Origin of the sequence: Janthinobacterium sp. SUN073, assembly GCF_030397665.1 — a bacterium.
Lineage (GTDB): Bacteria > Pseudomonadota > Gammaproteobacteria > Burkholderiales > Burkholderiaceae_D > Janthinobacterium.
Map to the genome: position 1 here is coordinate 57,226 of NZ_JAPUBT010000015.1, position 25,035 is coordinate 82,260.

Here is a 25,035-nt window from a genome sequence, read left to right on the forward strand (position 1 = left end):
TAGAGTGGCTAGTCCAGACATGTCCAAGGCCCGCCATGGAAGACCCCGAACGCCGCGATTCGTTTGATGCCCAGGTGGACCTGGTCGTCGGCAAGGCCGAGGGCACGACCCTGTTCGATCACGGCAAGCTCGCTTGCCTGGTGCAGGCGCCGTCGCCGGGCATCGTCATCTTCGTGCATGGCGTCAATTCCGAGGGCGAGTGGTACCGCGCCGCCGAAGCCGGCCTGTGCGCCGGCCTGAACACGCGCATGAAGCGCTGCGACGAGCACATGGCGCATGCCACGGCGCAGGGCGGGCAACTGACGCCGGTGGCTTATCGAAGCGAACTGAGCGATGACGGCTATGTCGATCCCGACTATACGGCCAGCACCTTCATCGGGCCGCAAGCGCATTTCTCGCCCGTGATCCAGTTCCGCTGGGGCTACAAGGCCAGCGACAAGGAGTTGCAGGCGTATGGCGATTCGGTCTACCTGAACGAACACGCTTACTGGGGCGGCGGCCCGTTCGCCAATGGCTGCTCATCGCTGCCGGATCTGTGGGGCGAGGGCTTGTCGGACGCCCTCTTCCTGTTCATCCATATCGAGCATCTGAATCCCGTCAACGACCGCATCGTGTATGCCTGCCCGCCACGCCCCTACTTCGTGCTGGCGGCTTTGCGCCTGGCGCACCTGGTGGCGGCCATCCGCCGGCAGCAGGCCGATGTGCCGATTACCCTCGTCTGCCACAGCCAGGGCAATATGGTGGGCATGGCGGCGGCGTTTCTGGGCAACAAGATGGCTGACGTGAAAGATGCGGCAGGCAAAAGCGGCCGTTGCGTGGCCGATACTTATGTATTGTGCAACCCTCCGTACAGCCTGTTACGCAGAAACGACACGGAAGGCTGGCTGCAGGGGCAAGTCAGGGATGTCGATGGCAATGTGGGCCGGCAAAGCGGCGAGGCGCGCCGCCAGACCCTGGTGGCATTTTTCGACATCGTGCGCGGCCAGGCCAAGGAGCCGCCCCTGTCTGCCGCCTTGGCGTGCATGGCCGCCAACGTGCGCCATGATTTCACGCTGGACAAGGACCGGGCCGCCTATGCCTGCGGCCCGCAGCCGACGACGCGCGGCCGCGTCACCCTGTATTGCAATCCGCACGACCAGGTGATTTCCGCCACGCCCATCCAGGGCATCGGCTGGTTGGGTCTCAGCGCCGAACAGATCAAGGCCACGCGCGGCGACGGTGTGTTTACCCAGCGCGTGTTTGCGCAGGGCTTTCCCGTTGGCCAGCGTGGCGATTATGACTATTGGAGCAACCACTATCGCCAGCCCGCGCGGGGCAGCGCCGATTTCTGGCATCCTCATTCGCCGATCTCCAAATACGATCCAGACAAGGGCGTGCGCGCCAGCACCAGCGCGGCCGGCAAGGCGGCGAGCGTGCGCACGGCCGCCGCCATGTCGGCCCTCATGAAGACGCTGAAGACCCCCATCAATGCCGTGCCGCCCGATGACTGGCGCATCCCCGTGACGGCGCCCGCCTTGCCGGAAGTGTTTACACCGCAGGCCGTGCGCTTTGGCGTACCTAGTCCGCAGTTCGACCAGAATCTCGATCCGCCTGGCACGCACCGCCATGCGGGCAAGGCACGTCAGAAAGGCGAGCCGTATGCCGATACAAGCGTGGGCGGCACGCCGCAGGGCGACCGCGATACCGAGGCGGCACTGCGCTACGAAGACCATGCCCGCCTGCGCATGAAGGCCCGCCGCGGGAAGCTCGACGGCCTTGACGGCAAGGCGATGATGGAAGACGACCTGTCCACCGCCACGCCGGAATATTTGGAATGGCGCAAGCAGGAAATCCAGGGGCAACTGGCGGCCACCTGCGACACGCATGCCACCGACCACTCCACCATCCTGACCAATTCCTGGCACGCTGAAAAGGCGCTGGCGTATGACGTGGCGATTGGGGTCGGTCATATTGGTGAGAAGGCGATGCTACAACTGCGCATTGCGGCAGATTGGCGTTTGTCTAAGGGGCTGGATGAAAGTCATCCAAACAAATTGTTTGGTGAGTATTTTTATACAGGGCAGTTTAAGGAAATACCACTATTGGATTGGGTTAAGAGCGATGGCAGCGCAGGCGCCATGCCTTCCGAAATTGTGGATGAACGTATGTACAAGCGCCCGGAGACATCCTGATGTACAACTTGATTGCTACTCTTCCGCGCAGGCTGGGCTGGAGCATCTTTGTTTTCAGTCTTGCGTCTGGTATTGCACTTTGGTCGGTATTGCAGGCCCCGCCAGTCGACGTTCCTCTTGAAGAAGGATTGCTGATGAAACGACTATTATTGATGCCGGCATTGCTGGCGCTTACCGTGCTTTTTTTAACGTCGGCCTGCGCCAGCAAGACGCCTGTCGCTGCACCGGTTGCCGCCGTCATCCCTGCTGCGCCCGAGCAGCCGTACATGGCGCAAGTCGTGGGCGTGCAGTGGCTCAATCCCCTACAGCGGCGCGACTATCCGACTGAATGGCAACTGTTGTGGACACTGGGCCTGGCGAAGCCAAACAAGGACGATAGCAAAGTGAAAGAGAACCCCGTGCGTTTTGGCAAGGTGCAATCGATAGGCATGATTGCCTATGGTAATGATGGGACAGAAACCTTTAAAGGCTACCATCACAAATACATTACCGAGTTGATTTATCTTTTCCGGGATATCTACTTTTCTAGCAAAGAGTATTTTTACAATGCGCACTCGCTGACCGACAAATCCACGCGCCGCGAACTGGCTGGCATCCACGTTGAGTACGCGCTGCCTGCGGGACGTCTCGATCCCATAGAAGCCGGAGAATATGTGCAGGATACAATCAGGCGCGCCTTCAGCATCGGCAACCCCTCCTTCCCCGATTCCTGGACCACGGCCACGCCGCCCGACGTGCGCGTCACCATGGGCGGTGCCAATGCGGGCTTTACGTCCCTGGCGGCGGGGCTGGCTTACCTGCAGGCCAATCCCGACAAGACCGTGTGGGTGATGAACTGGGATGCGCCCAGCTATCCGCCGAAAGATGAGCAGATCAATGAAAACATGGTCTTGCTGGTGCTGGCCGGCCCCGGCTATCAGACGGACCGCGCGCCGCTGGCCTGGCTGGGCTTTCCCGCCACGCGCAAGGTCGCCGATTTTACCGCCGGCAAGGGACAGTCCCCGCGCACCGTGCAGGCCTGGAGCGCTGCCATCGACGCTGCCGCCCGGAATGCGCAATTGAACGACGACGCCATCGGCTACGTCATCCACGATGCGGGCAGCACCTATCCGGTCTCGTCAGAACGGCTCGGCCCGCTGGCGCAAAGCCTGACGCAGCAATTGCCCGACTTTGATTTCAACAAGCAGACGTTCAATATGCCGGCGCTGCTGGGCGAGACGGGCGCCGGCACGGCGCTGACCAACGTGGCGCTGGCCATCGGCTATGCCAACCACGTGGGCTGGCCCGTGCTGGTGGCGGGCAGCAGCGATAGCGAGAGTTTGACTGCTGTGGTGGTGGCGCCGCCGGCCGTGGTGCGGCCCGTCGACCACGAACAGCCGTGGTTCCGCGCACGTGGCGGCAATACCGTGTTTTTACCGTGGTGGGGCCGGCGCTTCGATGCGCGGCCGGGGTCGCAAGGCTATTCGCGTTGAGTGGCCGGAGGGGCGGCCGCTTCCGGCGGCGTATCGTCGTCCTGCAGCACGCGCAGGCCCGGTCCGACGAGGTCGTCGAACTGGCCGCTGTCCGAGGCCGTGAAATACACCCACAGCGCGATGAAGACGACCACGACGCTTAAGGGGATGAGGAGGTACAGTGCTTCCATGTTCAGGCTTTCCGCAGGCGCAGGGCGTTGGCGATGACGACCGCCGAGCTGGCAGCCATGCCGACGCCGGACAGCCAGGGGTTTAAAAAGCCCAGCGCGGCGGCCGGGATGGCCGTCAGATTGTACAGGGTGGCCCAGCCCAGGTTTTCGCGGATGATACGCATGCTGCGCGCCGCCGTTTTCGCCGTGTCGAGCACGGAAACCAATTGGCTCGACAGCAGCACCGTATCCGCATGCGCCTGCGCCAGCGCGGCGCCGGAACCCATGGCGAACGAGACGTCGGCCGCGCTCAGCACGGCGGCATCGTTGATGCCGTCGCCGACCATCGCCACGACGGCGCCCGTCGCCTGCAATTGCTGCACGAAATCGAGCTTTTCATCGGGCAGGCATTCGCCGCACGCCGTGTTGATGCCCAGTTCCGTCGCCACGCTTTGCGTCAGCGCTTCCTGGTCGCCACTCAGCAGCACGACTTGCTTGCCGCGCCGCTGGAAATACTCGACCACTTCGCGCGCTTCCGGGCGCAGCGCATCGCTGAGCAGGAAACGCGTGAGCCAGCGCCCCTGCGTGCCCAGGTACAGCGGCGTCATGCCCTGCATGCCGACGGCCGTGTCGCCCAGCGGCGGCCCGGCGATGGCGGCGACAAAGGCCGCATTGCCCAGGCGGTAGCGCACGCCGTCGATCACGCCTTCGAGTCCCTGGCCCTGCACTTCCTGCAATTGTTCCGCATGCGCGCGCGCCTGCTGTCCTGGCAACCCTTCGGCGGCGGCCAGGATCGCCTGCGCCAGCGGATGGGCGCTGCCCGCTTCCAGCGCGGCGGCCACTTGCAGGCAGGCGTCCTCCGTCATGTTGCCGAGTCCCTCGATCTGTTGCAGCACGGGCCGGCCCAGGGTCAGGGTGCCCGTCTTGTCGAAGACGATGTGGGTGGCGCGGTGCAGGGTTTCCAGCACATGCGGCTGGACGATCAGCACGCCGCGCCGCAGCAGGCTGTCGGTGGCGGCCGCCAGCGCCGTCGGCGTGGCGAGAGACAGCGCACACGGGCACGACACGACCAGCACGGCGATGGCCACGGGCCAGGCCCGCGATGCATCGTGCCAGCTCCAGAAAGCGAACACGGCGACGGCAAACAGCAGCAGGCCCAGCACGAACCAGGCGGCGACCTTGTCGGCCCATTGCGCGATCTGCGGCTTGCCGCTGCCGGCCCGCTCGATCAGTTTCAATAAATCGGACAAGGTGCTTTCGCGCGCCGGTTTCAAGACGCGCAGGATCAATGCCGCGCTGGCGTTGATGGCCCCGCCCGGCACCTGTTCCCCCGTCTTGCGCCGCTGCGCCGCGCTCTCGCCCGTCAGCAGCGATAAATCGAGCGCGCTCGTGCCTTCGATGATGACGCTGTCGGCGGCGATCGCCTCGCCCGGTTTCACGAGGATGATGTCGCCCACGTCCAGCGTGCCGGCCGGCACCAGGGTGGTGGCGCGGTTGTCGGGAAAGCCCGCCATCAGCGATGCCGAGGCGGGCAAGGCGTGCTGCAAGCGCTCCAGTGCCGAAGCCGCCTTGCGGCGCGCCTGCAGCTCGTAATAGCGGCTGCACAGCAGCAGGAAGATGAACATCGTGGCCGAGTCGTAATACACCTCGCCGCGCCCCGTAAAGGTCGCCACCACGCTGCCGAAGAAGGCCGCCAGGATGCCCAGCGCCACGGGCACGTCCATGCCCAGTGTGCGTGCGCGCAGGCTGGCCCAGGCGCCATGGAAAAACGGCATGGCCGAATAGCAGATGGCCGGTAAGGTGAGCAGCAGGCTGGCCCAGCGCATCAGGCTGGCCATACTGTCGTCCAGGGTGCCATCCTCGGCGGCCAGGTAGGCGGGCGCCACGTACATCATCACCTGCATCATCGACAGGCCTGCCACGAACAGCTGGCGGCCCAGGGTCTTGCTGGCCTTTTGCAGGCGTTCGCCGTGGCGCACGGCGTCATACGGATAAGCCGTGTAGCCGACTTGCCGCACGGCTTGCAGGATGTCGCCCGGCTCACATTCGGCGCGGCTCCAGCGCACGTACAGGCGCTCCGTGGCGACGTTCAGGCTGGCCGCCTGCACGCCGGGCAGGCGCGTCAACTGGCGTTCGATCAGCCAGACGCAGGCGGCGCAGCGGATGCCTTCGACGGACAGGGTCGCTTCGCAGCTGCTGGCGTCGCGCGCGAATTGCGCGTCGTCATTGCTGTACAAACGCAGCTCGGGCGGCATCAGGGTGGCATCAAACGCGTTGACGGCATATTCGTCGCGGTCGCGGTAATACGCGCTCTGGCCGATGTCGACGATGGTTTGCGCCACCGCTTCGCAGCCGGGGCAGCACATGGCGCGCGGCAGCTCGTCGATGGTGACGTTCCAGTTCGAGCCACTTGGCACGGGCAAGCCGCAATGGAAGCAGGCGGACGGTTTTAATACAGCATTCATACGATTCTTTTCATGGATGGCCAGTGACGCACAGGGCGTCGAGCCAGCCCAGCGACACGCCATTCGCGGCGCGCAGCAGGCCCAGCAAGCCAAAGCCCAGCACCAGCAAGCCGCTGGCGATGCGCACGGGACGGCGCTGCATCTGCGCGCGCAGGCGCGTGCCCAGTAAACCCATGCCCAGCAGCATGGGCAGGGTGCCCATGCCGAAGGCGGCCATGGCAGCCGCGCCGTCGAGGGCCGAACCTTGCAGCATGGCCGTCAGCAGGGCGCTGTAGACCATGCCGCATGGCACCCAGCCCCACAGGCCGCCCACGGCCAGCGCTTTGAATGGCGTATCCATCGGCATCAACGGTTTCAACAAAGGGCGCACGCGGCGCCAGACGACGTTGCCGGCCGCTTCCAGATGCGCCAGGCCGCGCCAGGCATCCATCAGGTACAGGCCCAGGGCGACGAGCATCAGGTTGGCCAGCCAGTAGCCGGCCACCTGCAGTGACGCCATGTGCAGCATGCCCGCGCCCGCCAGGCTGCCGGCCAGGGCGCCAGCCAGCATGTAGCTGCCGATGCGCCCGCCGTTGTAGGCCAGCACGCGCAGCACGTTCGATTGCAAGGTTGTCTGCAATGCGGGGCGCGCCACGGCGATGGCGATGACCGGGCGGGCAGGCGCCGCCGGTGCACCGCCGCTGATCGACAGGGCGCCCACGATGCCGCCGCACATGCCGATGCAGTGCACGCTGCCGGCCAGGCCGACCATGAACATGGGCACGAGGCTGAGGGCGTTCATCGGGCGGCGTTACACCGTTTTCGAGTAGCGCAGCGGCTGCACCGCGTCCGGCGCCGCGTTGGCGCGGGCTTGCGTCAGGTAGCGGTCGAAGACCATGCAGATATTGCGGATCAGCAAGCGCCCTTTCGGCGTCACCGTCAGCCAGTCTTCCTCGATGACGAGCAAGCCGTCACGGGCCAGTTCGCGCAGCTTTTCCAGCTCGGCGGCGAAATAGCTGCGGAACTTGACGGGGTGGGCTTGCTCGATGGTGGCGATCGACAATTCGAAATTGCACATCAGCATCTGGATGATGATACGGCGCAATAAATCATCCGTATCGAGCTTGATGCCGCGCGCGATCGGCAGCACGCCTTCGTCGAGTTTTTCGTAGTAGGCGTCCAGCGTCTTTTCATTCTGGCTGTAGACGGCGCCGACGGAACTGATGGCCGACACGCCGCAGGCGATCAAATCGGCTTCCGCACGCGTCGAATAACCCTGGAAATTGCGGTGCAAGCGGCCTTGCCGCTGCGCCACGGCCAGATCGTCCGTCGGCTTGGCGAAATGGTCCATGCCGATGTACACATAGCCGGCGGCCGTCAGGCGCGCGATGCACAGGCCCAGCATGGCCAGCTTGGTGGCGCTGTCGGGCATGTCGGCGTCGAGGATGCGGCGCTGCGGCTTGAACAGGTGCGGCATGTGCGCGTAGTGGTACAGGGCGATGCGGTCGGGGCTGGCGTTGATCACCTTGCGCAGGGTTTCCGTCATCGTCTCCAGGTTTTGCTTGGGCAAACCGTAGATCAGGTCGATGCTGATCGAGCGGAAACCGGCGTCGCGTGCGGCCTGCATGATGGCCACCGTTTCCGCTTCCGGCTGGATGCGGTTGACGGCTTTTTGCACATCGGCGTCGAAATCCTGCACGCCCAGGCTGATGCGATTAAAGCCTTGCGCACGCAGCGAAAACACGCGTTCGCGCGATACGGTGCGCGGGTCGATTTCGATCGAATACTCGCCGTCTTCGTCGGAAGCGAACTCGAAATGCTGGCGCAAATGCAGCATCAGCTCCTCCATCTGTTTTTCGCTCAGGTAGGTGGGCGTGCCGCCGCCGAAATGCAGCTGTTCGATCTGGTTCATGCCGGCAAACAGCTTGCCCTGCATGGCGATTTCCTGTTTCAGATAGCTGAGATAGGTGGCGGCCTTGCTGCGGTCTTTCGTGATGATCTTGTTGCAGGCGCAGTAGTAGCACAGGGTGTCGCAGAACGGCACGTGCACGTACAGCGACAGCGGACGGCGGCCGCCGCGCATGCGCAACGCGGCCAGCGCTTCGAGGAAATTGCCGTAGCCGAAGTCGGCATTGAAACGGTCGGCGGTCGGGTACGATGTGTAGCGGGGGCCGGACTGGCTCATCTTGCCGATGATGACCGGGTCGAATTCGACGACGGCGTCCAGGTCGGCGGAAGCACTGCTGAGTAGTGTAGGCATGGTGTGTGTAAGGTCTTGAAAGGTTTAGGCGGCCAGGCGTTTCAGAGCGGCGGGTTTGCCCGTGTTGGCGGCGCCTCCCTTGCCGCCAGGCATGGCGACGCGGCGCGGTGGCGGCATCTTGCCGAAATTGAACAGGCTCACGGCTTGCGACAGGCTGGCCGCTTCTTCCGCCAGGCGCGTGGCGGCGGCGGCGGCTTCTTCCACCAGGGCCGCGTTTTGCTGCGTCACCTGGTCCATGTGGGCGATGGCCTGGTTGACCTGGTCGACACCGATGCTCTGTTCGCGCGAAGCGATGGAAATTTCCTGCATGATGGCCGTGACTTGCTTGACGGAACTGACTACCTGTTCCATGGTGGCGCCGGCGCGGTTCACCTGCAGCATGCCGGCGCCCACCTTGCCGACGGAAATCTCAATCAGTTGCTTGATGTCCTTGGCTGCCACGGACGAGCGCTGCGCCAGGTTGCGCACTTCGCCCGCCACCACGGCGAAGCCCCGGCCCTGCTCGCCAGCGCGGGCCGCTTCCACGGCCGCGTTCAGGGCCAGGATATTGGTCTGGAAGGCGATGCCTTCGATCAGGGCGATGATGTCGACGATTTTCTTCGACGAGGTGTTGATTTCGTCCATGGTGGTGATGACTTCGGAAACGATCTCGCCACCCTGCACCGCTACTTTCGAGGCGGCCACGGCCAGCTCGTTCGCTTGCACCGAGTTGTCCGCGTTCTGTTTCACCGTCGACGAGAATTCCTCGATGCTCGAGGCCGTCTCTTCCAGGCTGGCTGCCTGCGATTCCGTGCGGCCCGAGAGGTCCATATTGCCGGCGGCGATTTGCTTGGTGGCCACGGCCATGGTTTCCACATTGATGCGCACGTCGCGGATGGTGGCGATCAGGTTGCTGTTCATCTGTTGCAGCGCGCGCAGCAATTGCCCCACTTCATCCGTGCTGTCCGTTTCGAAACTGCCCGACAGGTCGCCGGCGGCAATCGCCCGCGCGCCGTTCAGGGCCTTGCCCAGCGGCTTGAGCACGGACATGCGCAAGGTGTACCAGAGGAAAACGTTGATCAGGAAGCCGAACAGGGTGGCGCCGAAGATGGCGTAATTGGTGATCTGGCCGCCGCTGGCGAACAGGCTGATGACGCATACCAGCAGTTGCAGACAGTTGACGATGGAGGTGGCGGCCCAGATGCGCAGGTTGAGCGACATGTGCGTCAGGTTGTGCAGCAGGTGCGCCAGGCCCGGGCGCACGATTTGCCCGTTCTTGATGACGATGTTGCCGCCTTCCTTGTTGCGGATGGCCGCGTAGGCTTCCTCGGTCGCTTTGACCTGATCCTTGTCGGCCTTCACGCGCACCGACATGTAGCCGATGGTCTTGCCTGCTTCGCGGATGGGCGTGACGTTGGCGCGCACCCAGTAGAAATCGCCGTTCTTGCAGCGGTTCTTGACCAGGCCCGTCCACGGCGTGCCGGCCTGGATCGAGGTCCACAGGTCGGCAAACGCTTCGGCCGGCATGTCCGGGTGGCGCACGATGTTCTGGGGCGAACCGATCAGCTCGGCCTCGCTGAAGCCGCTGACCTGACTGAAGTAGGGGTTCACATATACGATATTGCCGTTCATATCCGTTTTCGACACGATGGCCTGATCGTCCAAGACGAGGACTTCACGGTTAGTCACTGGCAAATTTTGTCGCATGGTCGCGGCTTCCTGATCAGTTAAATAGGCAATTGGTGAGTAAGACTTGCACGATTGCAAGAATGGAGATCAGTGTAAGGAGTCGCCTGCGCAAATTTATTGATGTAGATCAAAATCCTCCAGATTGGTCGTGCTTGCTCGCATTTAGCGATAGCAATGCGGCATTGTTTTAAAGCCACTGGTTGTCGGCGGTGGCTAATCCACGCCTGCCGTCAGGGGCCGCAAGCCGCCCACGGCGTAGCCTTGCGCGTAGTCGATGCCCAGTTCGCGGATGATGGCCAGGGTTTCCGCGTTTTCCACGTATTCGGCCACCGTTTTCAAGCCCATCACATGGCCTACTTCATTGATGGCCCTGACCATGGCGCGGTTGATGGCATTGGTGGCGATGCCGCGCACGAAGATGCCGTCGATTTTCAGGTAGTCGACGGGCAGGGCCCGCAGGTAGCCGAACGAGGAAAAGCCGCTGCCGAAGTCGTCGAGCGAGAAGCGGCAACCCATGGCCTTGAGCTGGCGCATGAATACTTGCGCCTTGGGCAGGTTGGCGATGACGGCCGTTTCCGTGATTTCAAAGCAGATTTGTTCGGGCGCAATCGCGTACTGTACGAACTGCGCCGTGATGTAGTCTTGCAGGCCGGGGTCGGCCAGCGACATGCCCGACAGGTTGACGGAATACAGGGCCGGTGCCCGGCGCCGGCTTTCCGCCAGCGCGGCCAAAGGCGGCAGGCTGTCGCGCACGCTCTGGATATGCTGGCAGACGGCGCGGATGACCCAGCGGTCGATGGACAGCATCATGTCGTAGCGTTCGGCGGCCGGGATGAAGGCACCGGGCAAGATCAGGTCGCCCTTGCCGTTGCGGATGCGGATCAGCACTTCGTCGTGGTGTTCCGGGCTGTCGTGCAAGTGCACGATGGGCATGGCGTACAGGCGGAAGTAGTCGTGCGTGAACGCTTCGTTCAGGCGTGAAATCCACAGCATTTCGCCATGCCGCTGCGCCAGCATGACGTCCGACTCCTGATAGATATGAATGCGGTTGCGGCCCTGCTCCTTGGCCAGGTAGCACGCCTGGTCGGCGGCGCTCAGCAGTTCGCTCATGGACTTGCTGTCCTGGTTGATTTCCGCGATGCCGATGCTCACGCCCAGTTCGAAGCTGTGTTCGTCCCAGGCGAAGCGGAATTCGCGCACGGACTGACGCAGCTGTTCGCCGATCAGGCGCGCATGCTCGAGCGGACAGTGGGGCAGCAGCACGCCCAGTTCGTCGCCACCGAGGCGCGCCAGGATGTCGCTGTCGCGCATCTGTCCCTGCAGCATCTTGGCCAGCAGCTGCAGCAGCACGTCGCCGGCGCCATGGCCGCAGGTGTCGTTGATGATCTTGAACTGGTCCAGGTCGAGGTACAGCAGCGCATGCGCGTGGCCTTCCTGCTTGGCCGTGTGCAGGGCGCCCGCCACCAGGTGTTCGAATTCGCGCCGGTTGATCAGGCCTGTCAGGGTGTCGTGCGTGGCTTGCCACGACAGTTGCCGGCTTAATTTTCGTTCGTGGCTGACGTCGCGGAACACGACGACTGCGCCAAGGATAGCGCCGTCGCGCGACCAGATGGGGGCGGCGGAGTCCTCGATCGAAATACGCCGTCCTTTGCGCGTGATCAGTTGCGTGTGCGTGGATACGCCGATGGCCTGGCGCTGCAGCAGGCATTTCAGGGCCACGTGCTCGAGCGCTACGCCCGTGTTTTCATCGATCAGCTGCAGCGTTTGCCGGATATCGAGGCCTTCGGCCAGTTGGCTGCTCCAGCCCGTTAATTGTTCCGCCACGCGGTTCAGGTAGCGCGTCTTGCCTTGTGGATCGGTGGTGATGACGCCGTCGCCGATGGAGCTGAGCGTCACTTCGGCCAGCTCCTTGCGTTCGGCGATCATCAGCTCGCGCGCCATGTGCTCGGTGATATCCCAGATGATGCCCAGCGTGCGTTCGGGATGCCCGGCGCCATCCATGAAGACCTGCGCCTTGGCCGCCAGCCAGTGTTCGCTGCCGTCGGGCCAGATGACCCTGTATTGCAGGGCGTAGCCGCCGCGCCGGCGCACGCCGTCTTGCAGCACTGTGAGCACACTGTCGCGGTCGCCGGCATGCACGCAGTCGAGAAAGCTGCGGAACGGCTGCGTCAGCGCATGTTCTTCCAGGCCCAGCAAGGCGGCACCCTTGGCCGACCAGCTGACCGTGCCGTCGATGACCTGGCCATCGACGATGCGCGAATCCCAGATGGCCATGTGCGCCGCTTCCAGCGCCATCTGTAAACGTTTCTGCTGGTCGCCCATCATCCTCTCCCGACATGGATACAGAATAGATGCGCCGCTGCTGTTTAAGTTCCCGGCGCGTCGGCGGAGGTGGCCGGCGTTGCGCGTGCCACGTCACGCACATTCTTTTGCACGGCCACGGCGGAAAACAGGCTCAGCAGGAATGCCATGGCATAGAAACCCTTCTCGCTATTCTGCAGGGTGGCGTTCCACAGGCCCACAGTCAATAACAGCAAGGCCAGCAGCACGGAAATCCAGCACAGGCCAAAGTAAATCCCCGTCACGGCGATGCCCTCGGCGCGGTCGCGCACGGACTTTTGCAGCGAGATGGCGGCGAACAGGCCATACATCAGGATCGTAAAATAATAGCCCTTTTCGTTGAGCGCCATGGTGGCGTTCCACAGGCCGGACAGGTAGGTAAGGATGCCGATCAGCAATGCCGCCCAGGAGGCGCCGATGAAGGCGCTGCTGGGGCGTGGGGCGTGGGAAGTCTGCATAAGGTCTCCATGGGCAGCGGGCGCCGCCGGCATGGCCGGGGCGGCAGGCACGGATGCGCCTGCCGCCCCATCAGACCAGAAAGCTTATTTGCGTGATTTGACCATGCGCAATAAAGCCGACACGGCCGTGACGCCGGCCAGCACCAGGCCGCCGGCGATGAGGCCGGCCACCGCGTTGATCAGGCTGGGCGTGACGGCCGCCAGTACGGGGCCGATGGCGGCCACGCCGCCGACCGCTTCCTCGACGTGGTGCAGCATGGCGCTGGCCCAGGGCCAGCCATGCGTCAAAATGCCGCCGCCGACCATGAACATCGCCAGCGTGCCCACTACCGAGAGGAATTTCATCAGTTTCGGCGCCGCCGACACCAGCATGCGGCCAAATGCGCGCACGCCGTCCATCAGCGCGCCCGCACCCTTGCGCGCGGCCAGATAAAAGCCCGCGTCATCGAGCTTGACGATGCCGGCCACCAGGCCATACACGCCCACCGTCATGATGAGGGCGATGCCGACGACGACGGCTACCTGCTCGGCGAAGGTGGCGGCAGCCACCGTGCCCAGCGCGATGACAATGATTTCCGCCGACAGGATGAAATCGGTGCGGATGGCGCCCTTGATCTTGTCCTTTTCCAGCGCCACCAGGTCGACCTGCGGGTCGCGCAGCGCCTGTGCCAGCTCGGCCTTGTGGCTGTCATCCGGATGCAGATACTTGTGGGCAATCTTTTCGAAACCCTCGAAGCACAGGTAGGCGCCGCCCACCATCAGCAGTGGCGTAATGGCCCACGGCGCAAACGCGCTGATGGCCAGCGCGGCGGGCACGAGGATGGCCTTGTTCTTCAGCGAACCGACGGCGACGGCCCAGACGACGGGCAATTCGCGTTCGGCGCGCACGCCGGCCACTTGCTGCGCGTTCAGGGCCAGGTCGTCACCGAGCACGCCGGCCGTCTTCTTGGCGGCCACCTTGGTCATCAGGGAGACGTCATCGAGGATGCTGGCGATGTCGTCGAGCAGGGCCAGCAGGCTGGAGCCGGCCATCTCAGCACGCTCCCGCAGTGGTGGCAGGGAGTCGTGGAGCGAGGAAAGTGTTGTTTTTCATGATGTTATTCTTGGTTGTCGTGCAAGGAAAAGCGCAGCTAGCGCGTGCATGCGATCTTACCCCAGGGCGGGCCGGCAGGGCCGCACTGAGCGGGTTAAAATTGCCTCTTGTCACCATTTTTGGAAACCGCATGCATTTCGCCACCTGGATCACCTTTGTCATCGCCGCTTCCATCATCGCCGTCTCGCCCGGCTCGGGCGCCGTGCTGTCGATGTCGCACGGCCTGTCCTACGGGGTCAGAAAGGCCAGCGCCACCATCCTCGGCCTGCAGCTGGGGCTGCTGGTGGTGCTGGGCATCGCCGGTGCCGGCGTGGGCTCTTTGCTGCTGGCCTCCGAAGTGGCGTTCAATATCGTCAAGACGGTGGGCGCCTTGTATCTGATCTATCTGGGCCTGTCGCAATGGCGCGCCAGGGTGGCCGTCACGGGCAACCTCACGGGCGACCTGCATGCCGACGCGGTGGTGCCGTCCATGGGCCGGCGCGTGCTGACGGGTTTTCTGACCAACGTGACGAATCCGAAAGGCATCATCTTCATGGTGGCGGTGTTGCCGCAATTCATCAGCCCCACGGCGCCGCTGCTGCCGCAATTGCTGATCCTGGCCGTCACCATGTGCACGATCGATCAGATCGTCATGCACGGCTACGCTTTCCTGGCATCGTCGATGCAGCGCTTTTTCCGCGATGCCAAGGCCGTGAAGAAGCAGAACCGCTTCTTTGGTGGCTTGCTGATGGCCGTCGGCACGGCATTGTTCTTCGTCAAGCGGGGCAGCCAGGCGGCATCCTGAGCCAGGTCAACATGCAAACATTTGTAAGCCCGCTTGCGATGCCCGCACGATGCGGATGTAATCGATAGCAATCATCCTTGTACGCCTTGCCTGGAGCGCTGCCATGCGTCCTATCCTGTCTCTTCCCCTCTTGAACACCGTGTGCGCCGTGCTGCTGTCGTCGGCATGCACCTTCGCCCTGGCGCAGGACCCGCCTGCCCGCGTGGGGCGCATTTCCACCGTCGAAGGGCAAGTGCTGGTGCGCGCCGGCGATGGCGAGGCGCAAAACGCCCTGCTGAACTGGCCCGTCACGACGGATAACCGCCTGAGCACCATGCGCGGCGCGCTGGCGGAATTGCGCGTGGGCGCGGCCGCTGTGCGCCTCGATGGCGATTCCGAGCTGGAAGTGAGCGAGCTCGATGACGACAGTTTCAAATTGCACCTCGGCTATGGCACGGTCAGCGTGCGCGTGCGCAATCCCGATGCGCTGCGCGGCTTCGAACTGACCACCGCCCAGGCCCGCGTGATCCTGACCCAGCCGGGCTGGGTGCGCATCGAGGCGGGGCGCCAGCCCGGCACCAGCGTCGTCAGTGTGCTCGAAGGGGCGGCTGATGTGGACGGCGCGACGGGCAGCGTGACCTTGCGTGCCGGCAAGCGCGCCGAGCTGACGGACGAGGAATTGCGCACGGGCGCCGTGCAGAGAGTGGCTTTCGACAACTGGCCAGAAGCCTTGCCCGCCGCCGCGCCGGCCTTGCGCTATGTCACGGACGATACCACCGGCTATGAAGAGCTGGACCGCTACGGCGCCTGGCAGGACGATGCTCAATACGGTCCCCTGTGGCTGCCCAGCGTGGTGCCGGCCGGCTGGGCGCCGTACAGCGACGGGCGCTGGACGTGGATCGCGCCATGGGGCTGGACCTGGGTCGACAATGCACCGTGGGGCTACGCGCCCTCGCACTATGGCCGCTGGGTGCTGCTGGGCCAGCGCTGGGGCTGGGCGCCGGGGCGCGAGCGCGGCCGCGTACCCTGGGCGCCGGCCCTGGTGGGCTGGGTCGGCGGCCATCCCGGGACCAACCATGAGCAGCGCCCCGGCGTCGGCTGGTTTCCCCTGTCGCCGCATGAGCGCTATGTGCCCGGCTACCGCGTCAGCGCCGAGTATGAACGCCGTATCAACCGCGTGGCAGAAGGACGCCGATCCGTGGCGGGCGAACGCGAACGCCGTGAGGGCATGACGATGTTGCCGGGCGAGCGTTTTGGCGGATCGCGCACGGTCGACGTGCCGCGCCGCAACCGCACCAGCATGCCACCGCCCGTCATGCAAAGTATGCCCTTGAGCACAGCGCCTGCGCCGGCGGGCAACTGGCAGCGTCCCGCCGCCGGGATGCCGCGCCAGGAAGACGGTTTCCGCCGCGACTGGGTCAACCGTCCCGGCCGCTTGCAGACGGACGATGGCCAGACGCACCTGGCGCCGCGCCCCATGCCGCCGAACCGGCCGCCCGTGCCGGCCCAGCCGCAGCAGCCGCTAATACCGCCGATACCGGCCCAACCCCTGATGCCGGCGATGCCGACCTTGCCGCCCGTGCAAGACCAGGTGGGTCGCCCCGGGTGGCGTGGCGAAGAACGGCCGCGCGCCGAGCGGCCGCAGCCGCGTCCCGTCAGCGAACGCAGCGGGACGCCACGTGAACGCAGTAATGACAGAGGCAATGAGCGCGGCGGTCCCGGCCGCAATGTCCGGATGCAGGAAGTGGAGCGTTGACGGCCGTGTCGTCTGTCGCGCCGTATCGACGTTCAGGCCGCGAAATGCGCAGTTCGTCACATGCCGGAGGTAAAGCAGGCGTATTTTGCTTACAGTACGACCACTGCTTATCCTCCAAGTGACAGCACGACTTTTCCGGCTATTTTGTCTAAACGAAATAGTTTTCCGCCAGCTTACCCAGCTGGCTTTTTTTTGCCTTGCCGTATGCGCCATGGCGGCGGGCGCATGCGCCCCCAAAGTTGGCTACAATACGCTTTTATGCAGCCGTCGCGCGATGTATGCTGCGCCGCCTGTCCTGACCGGCACTGATTGGATTTCCCATGCAAACGACCCCTCCCACCGAACACATCATTCCTCCCAGCGAATCGCTGATCGAATACCCGAGCGACTTTCCCATCAAGATCATGGGTCCGACGCACGTCGATTTCGCGCCCACCATGCTGGAACTGGTCATCAGCCATGATCCGACCTTCCACGAGGGCCGCATGGAAGAGCGTCCATCGCCCAAGGGCAATTACACGGGCCTGACCGTGACTGTGCGCGCCATCAGCCGCGAGCAGCTCGATGCCCTGTACATGGCGCTGTCAGGTCACCCGATGGTCAAGATCGTCATGTAAGGCTGGCTGCCGCCACGCTGGCGCGGCTCTTCGTGAGCAGCCAGACGGCGGCAAAGGCGCCACTGGCCCCTGCCGTCACCCACAGCAGTGGCTTTTCGCTGCCATCCGTGATGGCGGCGATGACGGCGCCGCAGGCGGCCGTGATGGCCATCTGCACGAAGAAGAACAGGCCCGAGGCGCTGCCCGCCTGGGCGCCATACGGCTGCAGCACGGCCAGCTGGCAGGCGGGAATCGCCATGCCCACCGACAGCATCACCAGCAGCATGGGCGCCACCAGCGACGCCACGTGCCGCGGCGCCAAGGTACCCGCCAGCAATAAACTGGCCGCACCCGCCACATTGATCAGCACCGCCACGCCCAGCATGTGGTCGGCGCCGAGGCGCGGTCCCAGCGCGCGAAACAGGCTCGACCCCGCGATATAGCCGCTCACCGTCAGCGCGAACACCAGCGCATACGCGTGCGGCGACAGATGCATGCCCCTTTGCAACAACACGGACGATTCCGCGATGAACGGGAAATACGTGCAATACACACAGCCGATGGCCAGCGCATAGCGCAGGAAATACGCGTCGCGCAGCAGGCGGCGGTACAGGGCCAGGGTATTTTCCTGTGGTACGACGCTGGCCGGCCTGGTTTCCGGCACCCAGGCGGCGATCAGGCCCAGCGACAGCGCGCCCAGCAGGCACAGCACGCCAAACACGGCACGCCAGCCGAAGGCCGCGTCGAGCACGCTGCCGGCCAGCGGCGCCAGGATCGGCGACAAGCCCATCACCATCGAGATTCTCCCCAGCATGCGCGCCTGCGTGGCGGCGTCAAACCGGTCGCGCACCATGACCCTGCCGATGATGGTGCCGCTGCAGCCGCCGAAGGCCTGCAGCACGCGCGCGGCGATCAGCACGTGCACATCGGAGGTCAGGCTGCAGACGATGCTGGCGAGCACATAGATGCCCGTGCCGGCCAGCAGCACGGGACGGCGTCCGTACCGGTCGGCCAGCGGCCCGCAAGCGAGCATCGAGGCGGCCGAGCCGGCCATGAACAGGCTCAGGGTCAGTTGTAACTGGGCATCGCTGGCATGCAGGGCATCGGCCATGGCTGGCAGCGAAGGTAAATAGATGTCGATGCTGATGCGCGACAGGCAGACCAGCAACAGCACGATGCTGCCCCAGGCCCATACAGCGAGTTGTTTCTGCATTGTTTTACACGATCCTTGCAAACGTGCGCCCCGTTGGCGCACCGGAACGGTGAGAGTAGGATGGTTGTGGTGTAATGCGAAGTGCCAGTCATCAGAAAATTCATTGGACCACTTGGACGACTATCATGCCGCGAGGAAAATCACCGCACGCCCTGGACTTGCCGCGCCCCACCAGCTGGCTCGACAAGGCAGGCGTCAACAAGCAGGATGGCGCGTATGAAGCGCTGCGCTCGGCCATCCTGACGAAGATGCTGCCGGCGGGTAGCCGGCTGCCGTCCAGCCGCACCCTGGCCGAGCGCTGGGAGTTATCTCGCGGCACCATCGAAACCGTGTTTGACCGCCTGCACGCGGAAGCGTATGTGACGCGCGTGCCCGGCTCCGGCACGCGCGTGTGCGCCGTGGTGCCGGAACGTTTTTTGATGGCAGGATTTGCAGAGACCACCCCGGTCGGGCCATTTTCCGAGCCGGTACCTGTGTCCGATACGGGCGTGCGCGACGGCTTGCCGTTTGTGGCGCGGCGCGCCGACGCCAGCCTGTTTCCCATGGCCGCCTGGTCCAAGTGCGCCACGCGGGCGCTGGCGGCCGCCACGCCGGAGCAGCTGTGCAGCGCCGATCCGGCCGGCCTGCCCCAGCTGCGCCAGCAGATCGCCGACTTCCTCGCCAAGTACCGCGGCATCCGCTGCGATCCGCAAGACATCGTTGTCACCACCGGCATCCGCCACGCGATCGACTTGCTGGCGCGCGGCATCGTGCGCGATGGCGACAAGGTGTGCCTGGAAGAACCGGGGTACCCGGCCGCGCGCGCCCTGTTCGCCCTCGCTGGCGCCGTGCCGGTGGACATTGCCGTCGACGCCGAGGGCATCGATTGCGCCGCCCTGGCCGCGCACACCGATGCCTGCCTCGCGTATGTGACGCCGGCGCACCAGTCGCCGCTGGGCGTGACCATGTCCGTCACGCGCCGCCTGGCCTTGCTGGAATGGGCGAACGACAGCGGCGCCTGGGTGGTGGAAGACGATTACGACAGCGAATTCAATTACCACAGCGCCCCGCTGGCGGCCCTGAAAGCGCTGGACCAGTATCAGCGCGTGATTTATTGCGGCAGTTTTAACAAGACCCTGTTCGCCGGCCTGCGCGTGGGCTTCATGGTGCTGCCGCCCCCCTTGCGACCGCCACTGCTGCGCATCATGCAGTTGACGGGCCGCTCCGTGGGCGTGACGCAGCAGCTGGCGCTGGCTGCCTGGATGGAAGAAGGCGCCTTCGTGCGTCATTTGCGCCTGGCGCGCCTGGCCTACAAGGAGCGGCGCGACCTGCTGCTGGCCTGTCTGGAGCAGGTCGCCCCTGGCCGTTACACGATTTCGGGCCAGCAGGCGGGTTTTCATTGCGTGCTGTGGCTGCCGCCGGATGCCGACGAACGGGCGTTTTGCGCGCGTGCCGCGCAGGAGGGGCTGGCGCTGCAGCCGCTCGGCGACTTTTGCCATAGCGCCAGGCTGGCGCCGGCTGTGCTGCTCGGTTACACGGCGCTGAGCCTGTCCCAGGTGCGCCACGCTGCACAAAAATTGGGCAGATTGCTGCTGTTGCCAAAGTCCGCCCCGGAATGAAACGGCGGCCTGGCTTATAATCACGGCTTCGCCGCAGCGTCCGCAGGGCGCCGGCAGCTGATTACAGAATCCGTCATGACCACCACCCGCACCGAAACGGCGCTGATCCGCGAGATGGGCCGCGTCGATTACGAGCCCACCTTTGCCGCCATGCGCGCCTTTACCGATGCGCGCACGACCGACACGCGCGACGAACTGTGGATCGTCGAGCATCCGCCCGTATTTACTTTGGGCCTGGCGGCCGACCGCGGACATTTGCTGGCCGGCGCCGAAAACGTGCCCGTGGTGCAGACGGACCGGGGTGGCGAAGTCACCTTTCACGGCCCCGGCCAGGTGGTGATTTATCTGTTGATGGACTTGCGCCGCAACAAGCCGGGCGGCAAGCTGTATGCGCGCCAGTTCGTGCATAAAATCGAGCAAGCCATCATCAACGTGCTGGCGGCGTATAATCTTGCTGGCGAACGCATCGATGGCGCGCCTGGCATCTATATCGCCGGCGGACCAAGCAAGGGTGCGAAGATTGCCGCGCTGGGATTGAAAGTGCGCGGTAACGGCTGCACCTACCATGGCGTATCGCTCAACGTGGCGATGGACCTGGCGCCGTTTTCCTGGATTAACCCCTGCGGCTATTCCGGCCTGAAGACGGTGGACATGCGCAGCATGGGCGTGGTGGCGCCGCTGGCCGAGGTGCAGCGGGCCCTGGCCCAGGAATTGACCGTATTACTCGATGTAAGCGAAGTAAACAGCGCCGCAGGCGCGCCTCAGGCAACGGATGCCTGAGCAAACAAACCAAACTTTGCCCCTCAAGGGCTTGCAGCCATGACTTCTGAGACCATTTCCAGCACCGCCCCCGCCGCGACCGCCGCTCCAGCGTACAACCCGAGCGAAAAGCAAAAAGGCGCCAGCAAGACGTCGCGCATCCCGATCAAGATCATTCCGATCGAGCAAGTCGAGCGCCTGAAAAAGCCGGACTGGATCCGCGTCAAGGCCGCCTCGGCATCGACCCGTTTCTATGAAATCAAGGACATCCTGCGCGAAAACAAGCTCGTGACGGTGTGCGAGGAAGCCAGCTGCCCGAACATCGGCGAATGTTTTGGCAAGGGCACGGCCACCTTCATGATCATGGGCGACAAGTGCACGCGCCGCTGCCCGTTCTGCGACGTCGGCCATGGCCGTCCTGATCCGCTGGACAAGGAAGAACCGTCCAACCTGTCGAAAACCATCGCCAAGCTGCGTTTGAACTACGTCGTCATCACCTCCGTTGACCGCGATGACTTGCGCGACGGCGGCGCCGGCCATTTCGTCGAGTGCATCCAGCAAACGCGCGCCCTGTCGCCGAACACCCGCATCGAAGTGCTGGTGCCGGACTTCCGTGGTCGCCTGGAAAAAGCCTTGCTGTTGTTCAAGGATGGCTTGCCTGACGTCATGAACCACAACCTGGAAACGGCGCCGCGCCTGTACAAGGAAGCGCGTCCCGGCTCCGACTACATGCACTCGCTGAAATTGCTGAAAGACTTCAAGGCCATGTATCCGGACGTGAAAACCAAGTCCGGCATCATGGTCGGCCTGGGCGAGACGGACGAGGAAATCCTGCAAGTGATGCGCGATATGCGCGAGCACGACATCGACATGCTGACCATCGGCCAGTACCTGGCGCCGTCGAACAGCCACCTGCCCGTGCGCCGCTACGTGCACCCGGACGTGTTCAAAATGTTCGAAGAGGAAGCCTATAAAATGGGCTTCACCCACGCCGCCGTCGGCGCCATGGTGCGCAGCTCGTACCATGCGGATGAACAGGCGCACAGCGCCGGCGTGGAATCGGCGCTGAATTTCTAAGCACCTTGCGCCGTATCAAAAACCGTCCGCTTTAGCCGGGCGGTTTTTTTTTGCCTGCTCGTATCGTATCCACCTCATCCGGCTGGGCGTCCTATACTGACATGCTGGACGAATCGGCTATGAGGTGACGCATGGACGTACGCATCGAGGCATCGTGGAAAGCGCAGCTGGAAGAGGAGTTCGAGCAGCCCTACTGGGAACGCCTGACGGCTTTCGTCAAGGCGGAATATGCGGCGGGGCCGTGTTTTCCTCCCGGTAAAACCATTTTTCGGGCATTCGACCTGACGCCGTTCGAGCAAGTTAAAGTCGTGATCCTGGGGCAAGACCCGTATCACACGCCAGGTGCCGCCGTGGGGCTGTGCTTTTCGATTCCCGAAAGCGCGCCGCCGCAGCCAAGCTTGCAGAATATCTTCAAGGAATTATCCACGGATGTGGGCGTCGAGCGCGCGCGCACGGATTTGTCCGACTGGGCGCAGCAAGGCGTGTTCCTGCTCAATAGCGTGCTGACGGTACGCGCCGGGGCGGCCGGCTCGCATGCGGCCAAGGGATGGGAAAAGCTGACGGATAGCGCGATTCGCCACCTGTCCGCAGAGCGTAGCAACCTCGTCTTCGTCCTGTGGGGCGGCTACGCGCAAGCCAAGCGCCCCCTGATCGACCCCGGCCAGCACCTGGTGCTGGCGGCGCCGCACCCGTCTCCCTTGTCGGCCAGCAAAGGTTTCTTTGGCAGCAAGCCGTTCAGCCAGGCGAATGCCTACTTGCAGGCGCATGGCCAGACGCCCATCGCCTGGGGCGAAAGCTGATTCCTGACGGCAACCGACAGCGGCAGGCGTTGCTCCCTGCCGCTGTCTTCGCGCGACTTACAACACCTGGACAGAACCGTAGCGAGCGGATGTGCGGCGTGGCCGAGAAGCGCAGCTGTGCTTTAGCACAGTGAGCATCGGAGGCCGCGCCCCACGCCGCGCAGTAGGTACGGTCAGGTGTTAAAAACTGGTGGACAGGCCGGCGTAGATGCTGCGGCGGGCGCCGTACTGGGGCGCCCCCACGCCCACGCCGGAACCGTCGCGCAGCAGGTACGACTTGTCGAACAGGTTGATCAGGGCCAGCCGTCCTTCCACCTTGCCGACGGGCGTGTTTTTCCACGTATGCGTGAGCGCCGTGTTGACGGTGAAGTAACTGGGCAAATGGCCGGAATTCGGTGCGCCGCCGTCCGGGGTCATGCGCAGACCGCTGCCGTAGAGGAAGTCAGCGCTTACTTGCGAATCGCCGAAGTGATAATGGCCGCCACCGGACAGCGTGTATTTCTGGTCATGATCGAGGTAGACATATTGCTTGCTGATGTAGTTCAACTCATCGGCGCCAAACAGGGCCTGGCCCGAATTGATGTTGCGCCCCTGCGCCTTTTGCGTGCTGGCGTTAAGGAACAGGCCCCAGTTTTTCTCGCTGTAAATGGCCGACAATTCCAGGCCCTTGGCGTAGCCATCCGCATAGTTGAACGGCGTCAAGATCAGCGCCTGGCCGAACTGGCCTTCGTCCAGCAAGTTGTTGATCTTTTTATAGTACACATCGGCCGTCACGGTCAGTTTCGAATTCACCTGATGGCTGATGCCCACATCGTAGTAATGCGTGCGCTCGGCCTTGACGTTGTCCGACTGGCCGATTGCCGGCGCATTCGTTGTGTTCGCGTACAGGTCGATGCTGGCTTGCGCCGCCAGTTCCTGCGGTGGCGGCGTGAAGTAGCGCGAATAGCCCGCGTGCAGGGCCGTGCCCGGCGCGATTTGGTAGGCCAGATTCACGCGCGGGCTCCATTGCTGCTCGTTCGTGTAGGCCGAGACCTTGTCGAAGCGGGCTCCATAGTTCAGGGTCAAGGGTTTACTGATGTGCCATTCATCCTGCAGGTAAACACTGGCCAGGGTGCCCGTCTTGCCGCTGTTGTCGAGAATGCTGATCGGCGTGGTGGAAGTTTGCGCCCCGTCAATGGCGGGGAAGACGGCCACCGTGTTGTTGCTGGTCGTCTTTTGGCGCGTGTAGGCCAGGCCCGCGCGCACGGTGTGGTCCTGGTGCAATTTGTAGCTGATGTCGAATTGCGCGCCGGAAGCGCTGTTCGCGCGGCGCGAGTCGGAAGCCACGCCGTTGTAGATCAGGTCGCCGATGGCATCGGGCGTGAAGTGCAGTTCCGAATACTGGTGGAAGGCGGACACCTGGTAATTGATGTCGCCCAGGCTTTTTTGCAGCGACAGCACCAGAAAACGGTTCACTTCGCGCTGGTTTTCATTCAGCTGCGACGACGGTAACGTGGACGTGCCCGCCTGCGCATCGCTGTGGCCGTCCAGGGAAAATCCTGGCGCCTGATTCGGATTGTTGGGGATCTGGAAGCGGCCATTGTAGGTGCCGAACATGGCGCCCAGGCGCGTATTGTCATCAAGGAAATATGACAGGCTGCCGAACGATTTGTTCTGGCGCGTCTTGTCGTGCAAGGCGCTGCGCGTGGCTTGCGGATTCTCCACGCCCAGCGCATTGCCCAGGTAGCTGCCGGACAGGTAGTAATTGAACTTGCCCACGCTGCCAAAAAATTCGGCACTCGGCTCCACATGGTCGTGGCTGCCGACCATGATGCCGATGCGCCCGCCAGGCGTCATGCCGCCCTCCTTCGTTTCGATGTCGACAATGCCCGCCGTGCGCAGGCCGAACTGGGCCGGCAAGGCGCCCGTCATGAAATCGGTCTTGTCGATCAGGCGCGTGTCGATCGACTGGCCGAAGCCGCTGATGCTTTCCGGCAGTTGCACGCCATTGATGCGGTATTGTACGTTGGCATGGTCGTCGCGCACGTGCAGGGCGCCGGATCCCTTCGAATCCTGCGACACGCCCGGCAGGCGCAGCAGCACTTCATTGAAGGGCGTATTGTCGCCCTGGCCCAGCATGTCGACCATGTGGCTATCGATGCTGTAGATGGTGGTGCCGACTTTGGGCGACAGCTCGATGCGCGCGCTTTTCAGGTGGGCGGAGGTGACTTCGACCTTTTGCATGTCTTGCGGGGCAGCATCGGTATTGGCCTCGGCAGGCTCGGCGGCGTGGGCGGAAAAGCTGAACAGGCTGGCAAGGGCGAGCGACAGCGCGCTCAGACGTGGAGTGTGTTGCATGGTAAACCTCGAAAATAGTCAACGCCAGGCGGCCCGGCGCGCATACGGAGGACGCGACGCGCGGCGGTGCAGCCTGAAAAA

19 protein-coding genes are annotated in these 25,035 nt (G+C 63.9%); 9 read left to right on the forward strand and 10 right to left on the reverse strand.

What is annotated here, in order from left to right; translation table 11 throughout:
• The first annotated feature begins 35 nt into the window (after window positions 1-35).
• Window positions 36-2,171, forward strand: coding sequence for a hypothetical protein (locus O0882_RS27080; protein WP_289953021.1), 2,136 nt, complete (start codon window positions 36-38; stop codon window positions 2,169-2,171).
• A gap of 134 nt (window positions 2,172-2,305) precedes the next feature.
• Window positions 2,306-3,643: a hypothetical protein gene (locus tag O0882_RS27085; protein ID WP_354670295.1), complete on the forward strand. Its 1,338-nt coding sequence runs from the start codon at window positions 2,306-2,308 to the stop codon at window positions 3,641-3,643.
• Here the strand turns inward: O0882_RS27085 and ccoS are convergent.
• The 8 genes from ccoS to O0882_RS27125 form a co-directional block, all read right to left on the reverse strand.
• On the reverse strand, window positions 3,631-3,813 hold the full coding sequence (gene ccoS, locus O0882_RS27090) for a cbb3-type cytochrome oxidase assembly protein CcoS (protein WP_219134171.1): 183 nt from the start codon (window positions 3,811-3,813) through the stop codon (window positions 3,631-3,633). The two genes, O0882_RS27085 and ccoS, sit on opposite strands and share 13 nt — an antisense overlap.
• Before the next feature lie 2 nt (window positions 3,814-3,815).
• Complete coding sequence (locus tag O0882_RS27095; RefSeq protein WP_289953025.1) at window positions 3,816-6,257, reverse strand: heavy metal translocating P-type ATPase; 2,442 nt, start codon at window positions 6,255-6,257, stop codon at window positions 3,816-3,818.
• 10 nt (window positions 6,258-6,267) lie between these two features.
• Window positions 6,268-7,038 carry a sulfite exporter TauE/SafE family protein gene (locus O0882_RS27100; RefSeq protein ID WP_289953026.1) on the reverse strand — a complete coding sequence of 257 codons (771 nt, stop codon included), beginning with the start codon at window positions 7,036-7,038 and terminating at the stop codon, window positions 6,268-6,270.
• A gap of 9 nt (window positions 7,039-7,047) precedes the next feature.
• Window positions 7,048-8,496: an oxygen-independent coproporphyrinogen III oxidase gene (gene hemN / locus O0882_RS27105; protein ID WP_289953027.1), complete on the reverse strand. Its 1,449-nt coding sequence runs from the start codon at window positions 8,494-8,496 to the stop codon at window positions 7,048-7,050.
• Window positions 8,497-8,520: 24 nt separating this feature from the next.
• On the reverse strand, window positions 8,521-10,182 hold the full coding sequence (locus O0882_RS27110; protein WP_289953028.1) for a PAS domain-containing methyl-accepting chemotaxis protein: 1,662 nt from the start codon (window positions 10,180-10,182) through the stop codon (window positions 8,521-8,523).
• A gap of 195 nt (window positions 10,183-10,377) precedes the next feature.
• Complete coding sequence (locus O0882_RS27115; protein ID WP_289953030.1) at window positions 10,378-12,486, reverse strand: EAL domain-containing protein; 2,109 nt, start codon at window positions 12,484-12,486, stop codon at window positions 10,378-10,380.
• Between the two features lie 44 nt (window positions 12,487-12,530).
• A complete protein-coding gene (gene yiaA / locus O0882_RS27120; RefSeq protein ID WP_289953032.1) occupies window positions 12,531-12,962 on the reverse strand; it encodes an inner membrane protein YiaA in 432 nt (143 codons plus the stop codon).
• Between the two features lie 84 nt (window positions 12,963-13,046).
• Window positions 13,047-13,994 (reverse strand): DUF808 domain-containing protein, encoded by a 948-nt coding sequence (locus O0882_RS27125; RefSeq protein WP_289953033.1) that lies wholly within the window; start codon window positions 13,992-13,994, stop codon window positions 13,047-13,049.
• Window positions 13,995-14,185: 191 nt separating this feature from the next.
• Here O0882_RS27125 and O0882_RS27130 point away from each other — a divergent pair, with 191 nt between their 5' ends.
• From O0882_RS27130 to O0882_RS27140, 3 genes are all read left to right on the forward strand, one after another.
• On the forward strand, window positions 14,186-14,839 hold the full coding sequence (locus O0882_RS27130; protein WP_289953035.1) for a LysE family transporter: 654 nt from the start codon (window positions 14,186-14,188) through the stop codon (window positions 14,837-14,839).
• 103 nt (window positions 14,840-14,942) lie between these two features.
• The gene (locus O0882_RS27135) at window positions 14,943-16,574 is read left to right on the forward strand and encodes a DUF6600 domain-containing protein (protein WP_289953038.1); all 1,632 of its coding nucleotides are present in this window, start codon (window positions 14,943-14,945) and stop codon (window positions 16,572-16,574) included.
• Between the two features lie 320 nt (window positions 16,575-16,894).
• On the forward strand, window positions 16,895-17,191 hold the full coding sequence (locus O0882_RS27140) for a DUF493 family protein (protein ID WP_096232782.1): 297 nt from the start codon (window positions 16,895-16,897) through the stop codon (window positions 17,189-17,191).
• Here the strand turns inward: O0882_RS27140 and O0882_RS27145 are convergent.
• Complete coding sequence (locus O0882_RS27145) at window positions 17,184-18,383, reverse strand: multidrug effflux MFS transporter (RefSeq protein WP_289953039.1); 1,200 nt, start codon at window positions 18,381-18,383, stop codon at window positions 17,184-17,186. The genes O0882_RS27140 and O0882_RS27145 overlap by 8 nt on opposite strands.
• 125 nt (window positions 18,384-18,508) lie before the next feature.
• On the opposite strand from O0882_RS27145, the gene O0882_RS27150 reads away from it, so the two are divergent.
• The 4 genes from O0882_RS27150 (at window position 18,509) to ung (ending at window position 22,617) form a co-directional block, all read left to right on the forward strand.
• The gene (locus tag O0882_RS27150; RefSeq protein WP_289953041.1) at window positions 18,509-19,981 is read left to right on the forward strand and encodes a PLP-dependent aminotransferase family protein; all 1,473 of its coding nucleotides are present in this window, start codon (window positions 18,509-18,511) and stop codon (window positions 19,979-19,981) included.
• A gap of 75 nt (window positions 19,982-20,056) precedes the next feature.
• Window positions 20,057-20,761, forward strand: a complete 705-nt coding sequence (lipB, locus tag O0882_RS27155; protein WP_289953044.1) for a lipoyl(octanoyl) transferase LipB — start codon at window positions 20,057-20,059, stop codon at window positions 20,759-20,761.
• Window positions 20,762-20,800: 39 nt separating this feature from the next.
• Entirely contained in the window at window positions 20,801-21,817 is a 1,017-nt protein-coding gene (gene lipA / locus O0882_RS27160; protein ID WP_096232775.1) for a lipoyl synthase, read from the forward strand.
• Window positions 21,818-21,948: 131 nt separating this feature from the next.
• On the forward strand, window positions 21,949-22,617 hold the full coding sequence (ung, locus tag O0882_RS27165) for a uracil-DNA glycosylase (protein WP_289953049.1): 669 nt from the start codon (window positions 21,949-21,951) through the stop codon (window positions 22,615-22,617).
• 180 nt (window positions 22,618-22,797) lie between these two features.
• On the opposite strand, the gene O0882_RS27170 is transcribed toward ung, so the two are convergent.
• Complete coding sequence (locus O0882_RS27170) at window positions 22,798-24,954, reverse strand: TonB-dependent receptor (RefSeq protein ID WP_289953052.1); 2,157 nt, start codon at window positions 24,952-24,954, stop codon at window positions 22,798-22,800.
• Window positions 24,955-25,035: the final 81 nt, after the last annotated feature.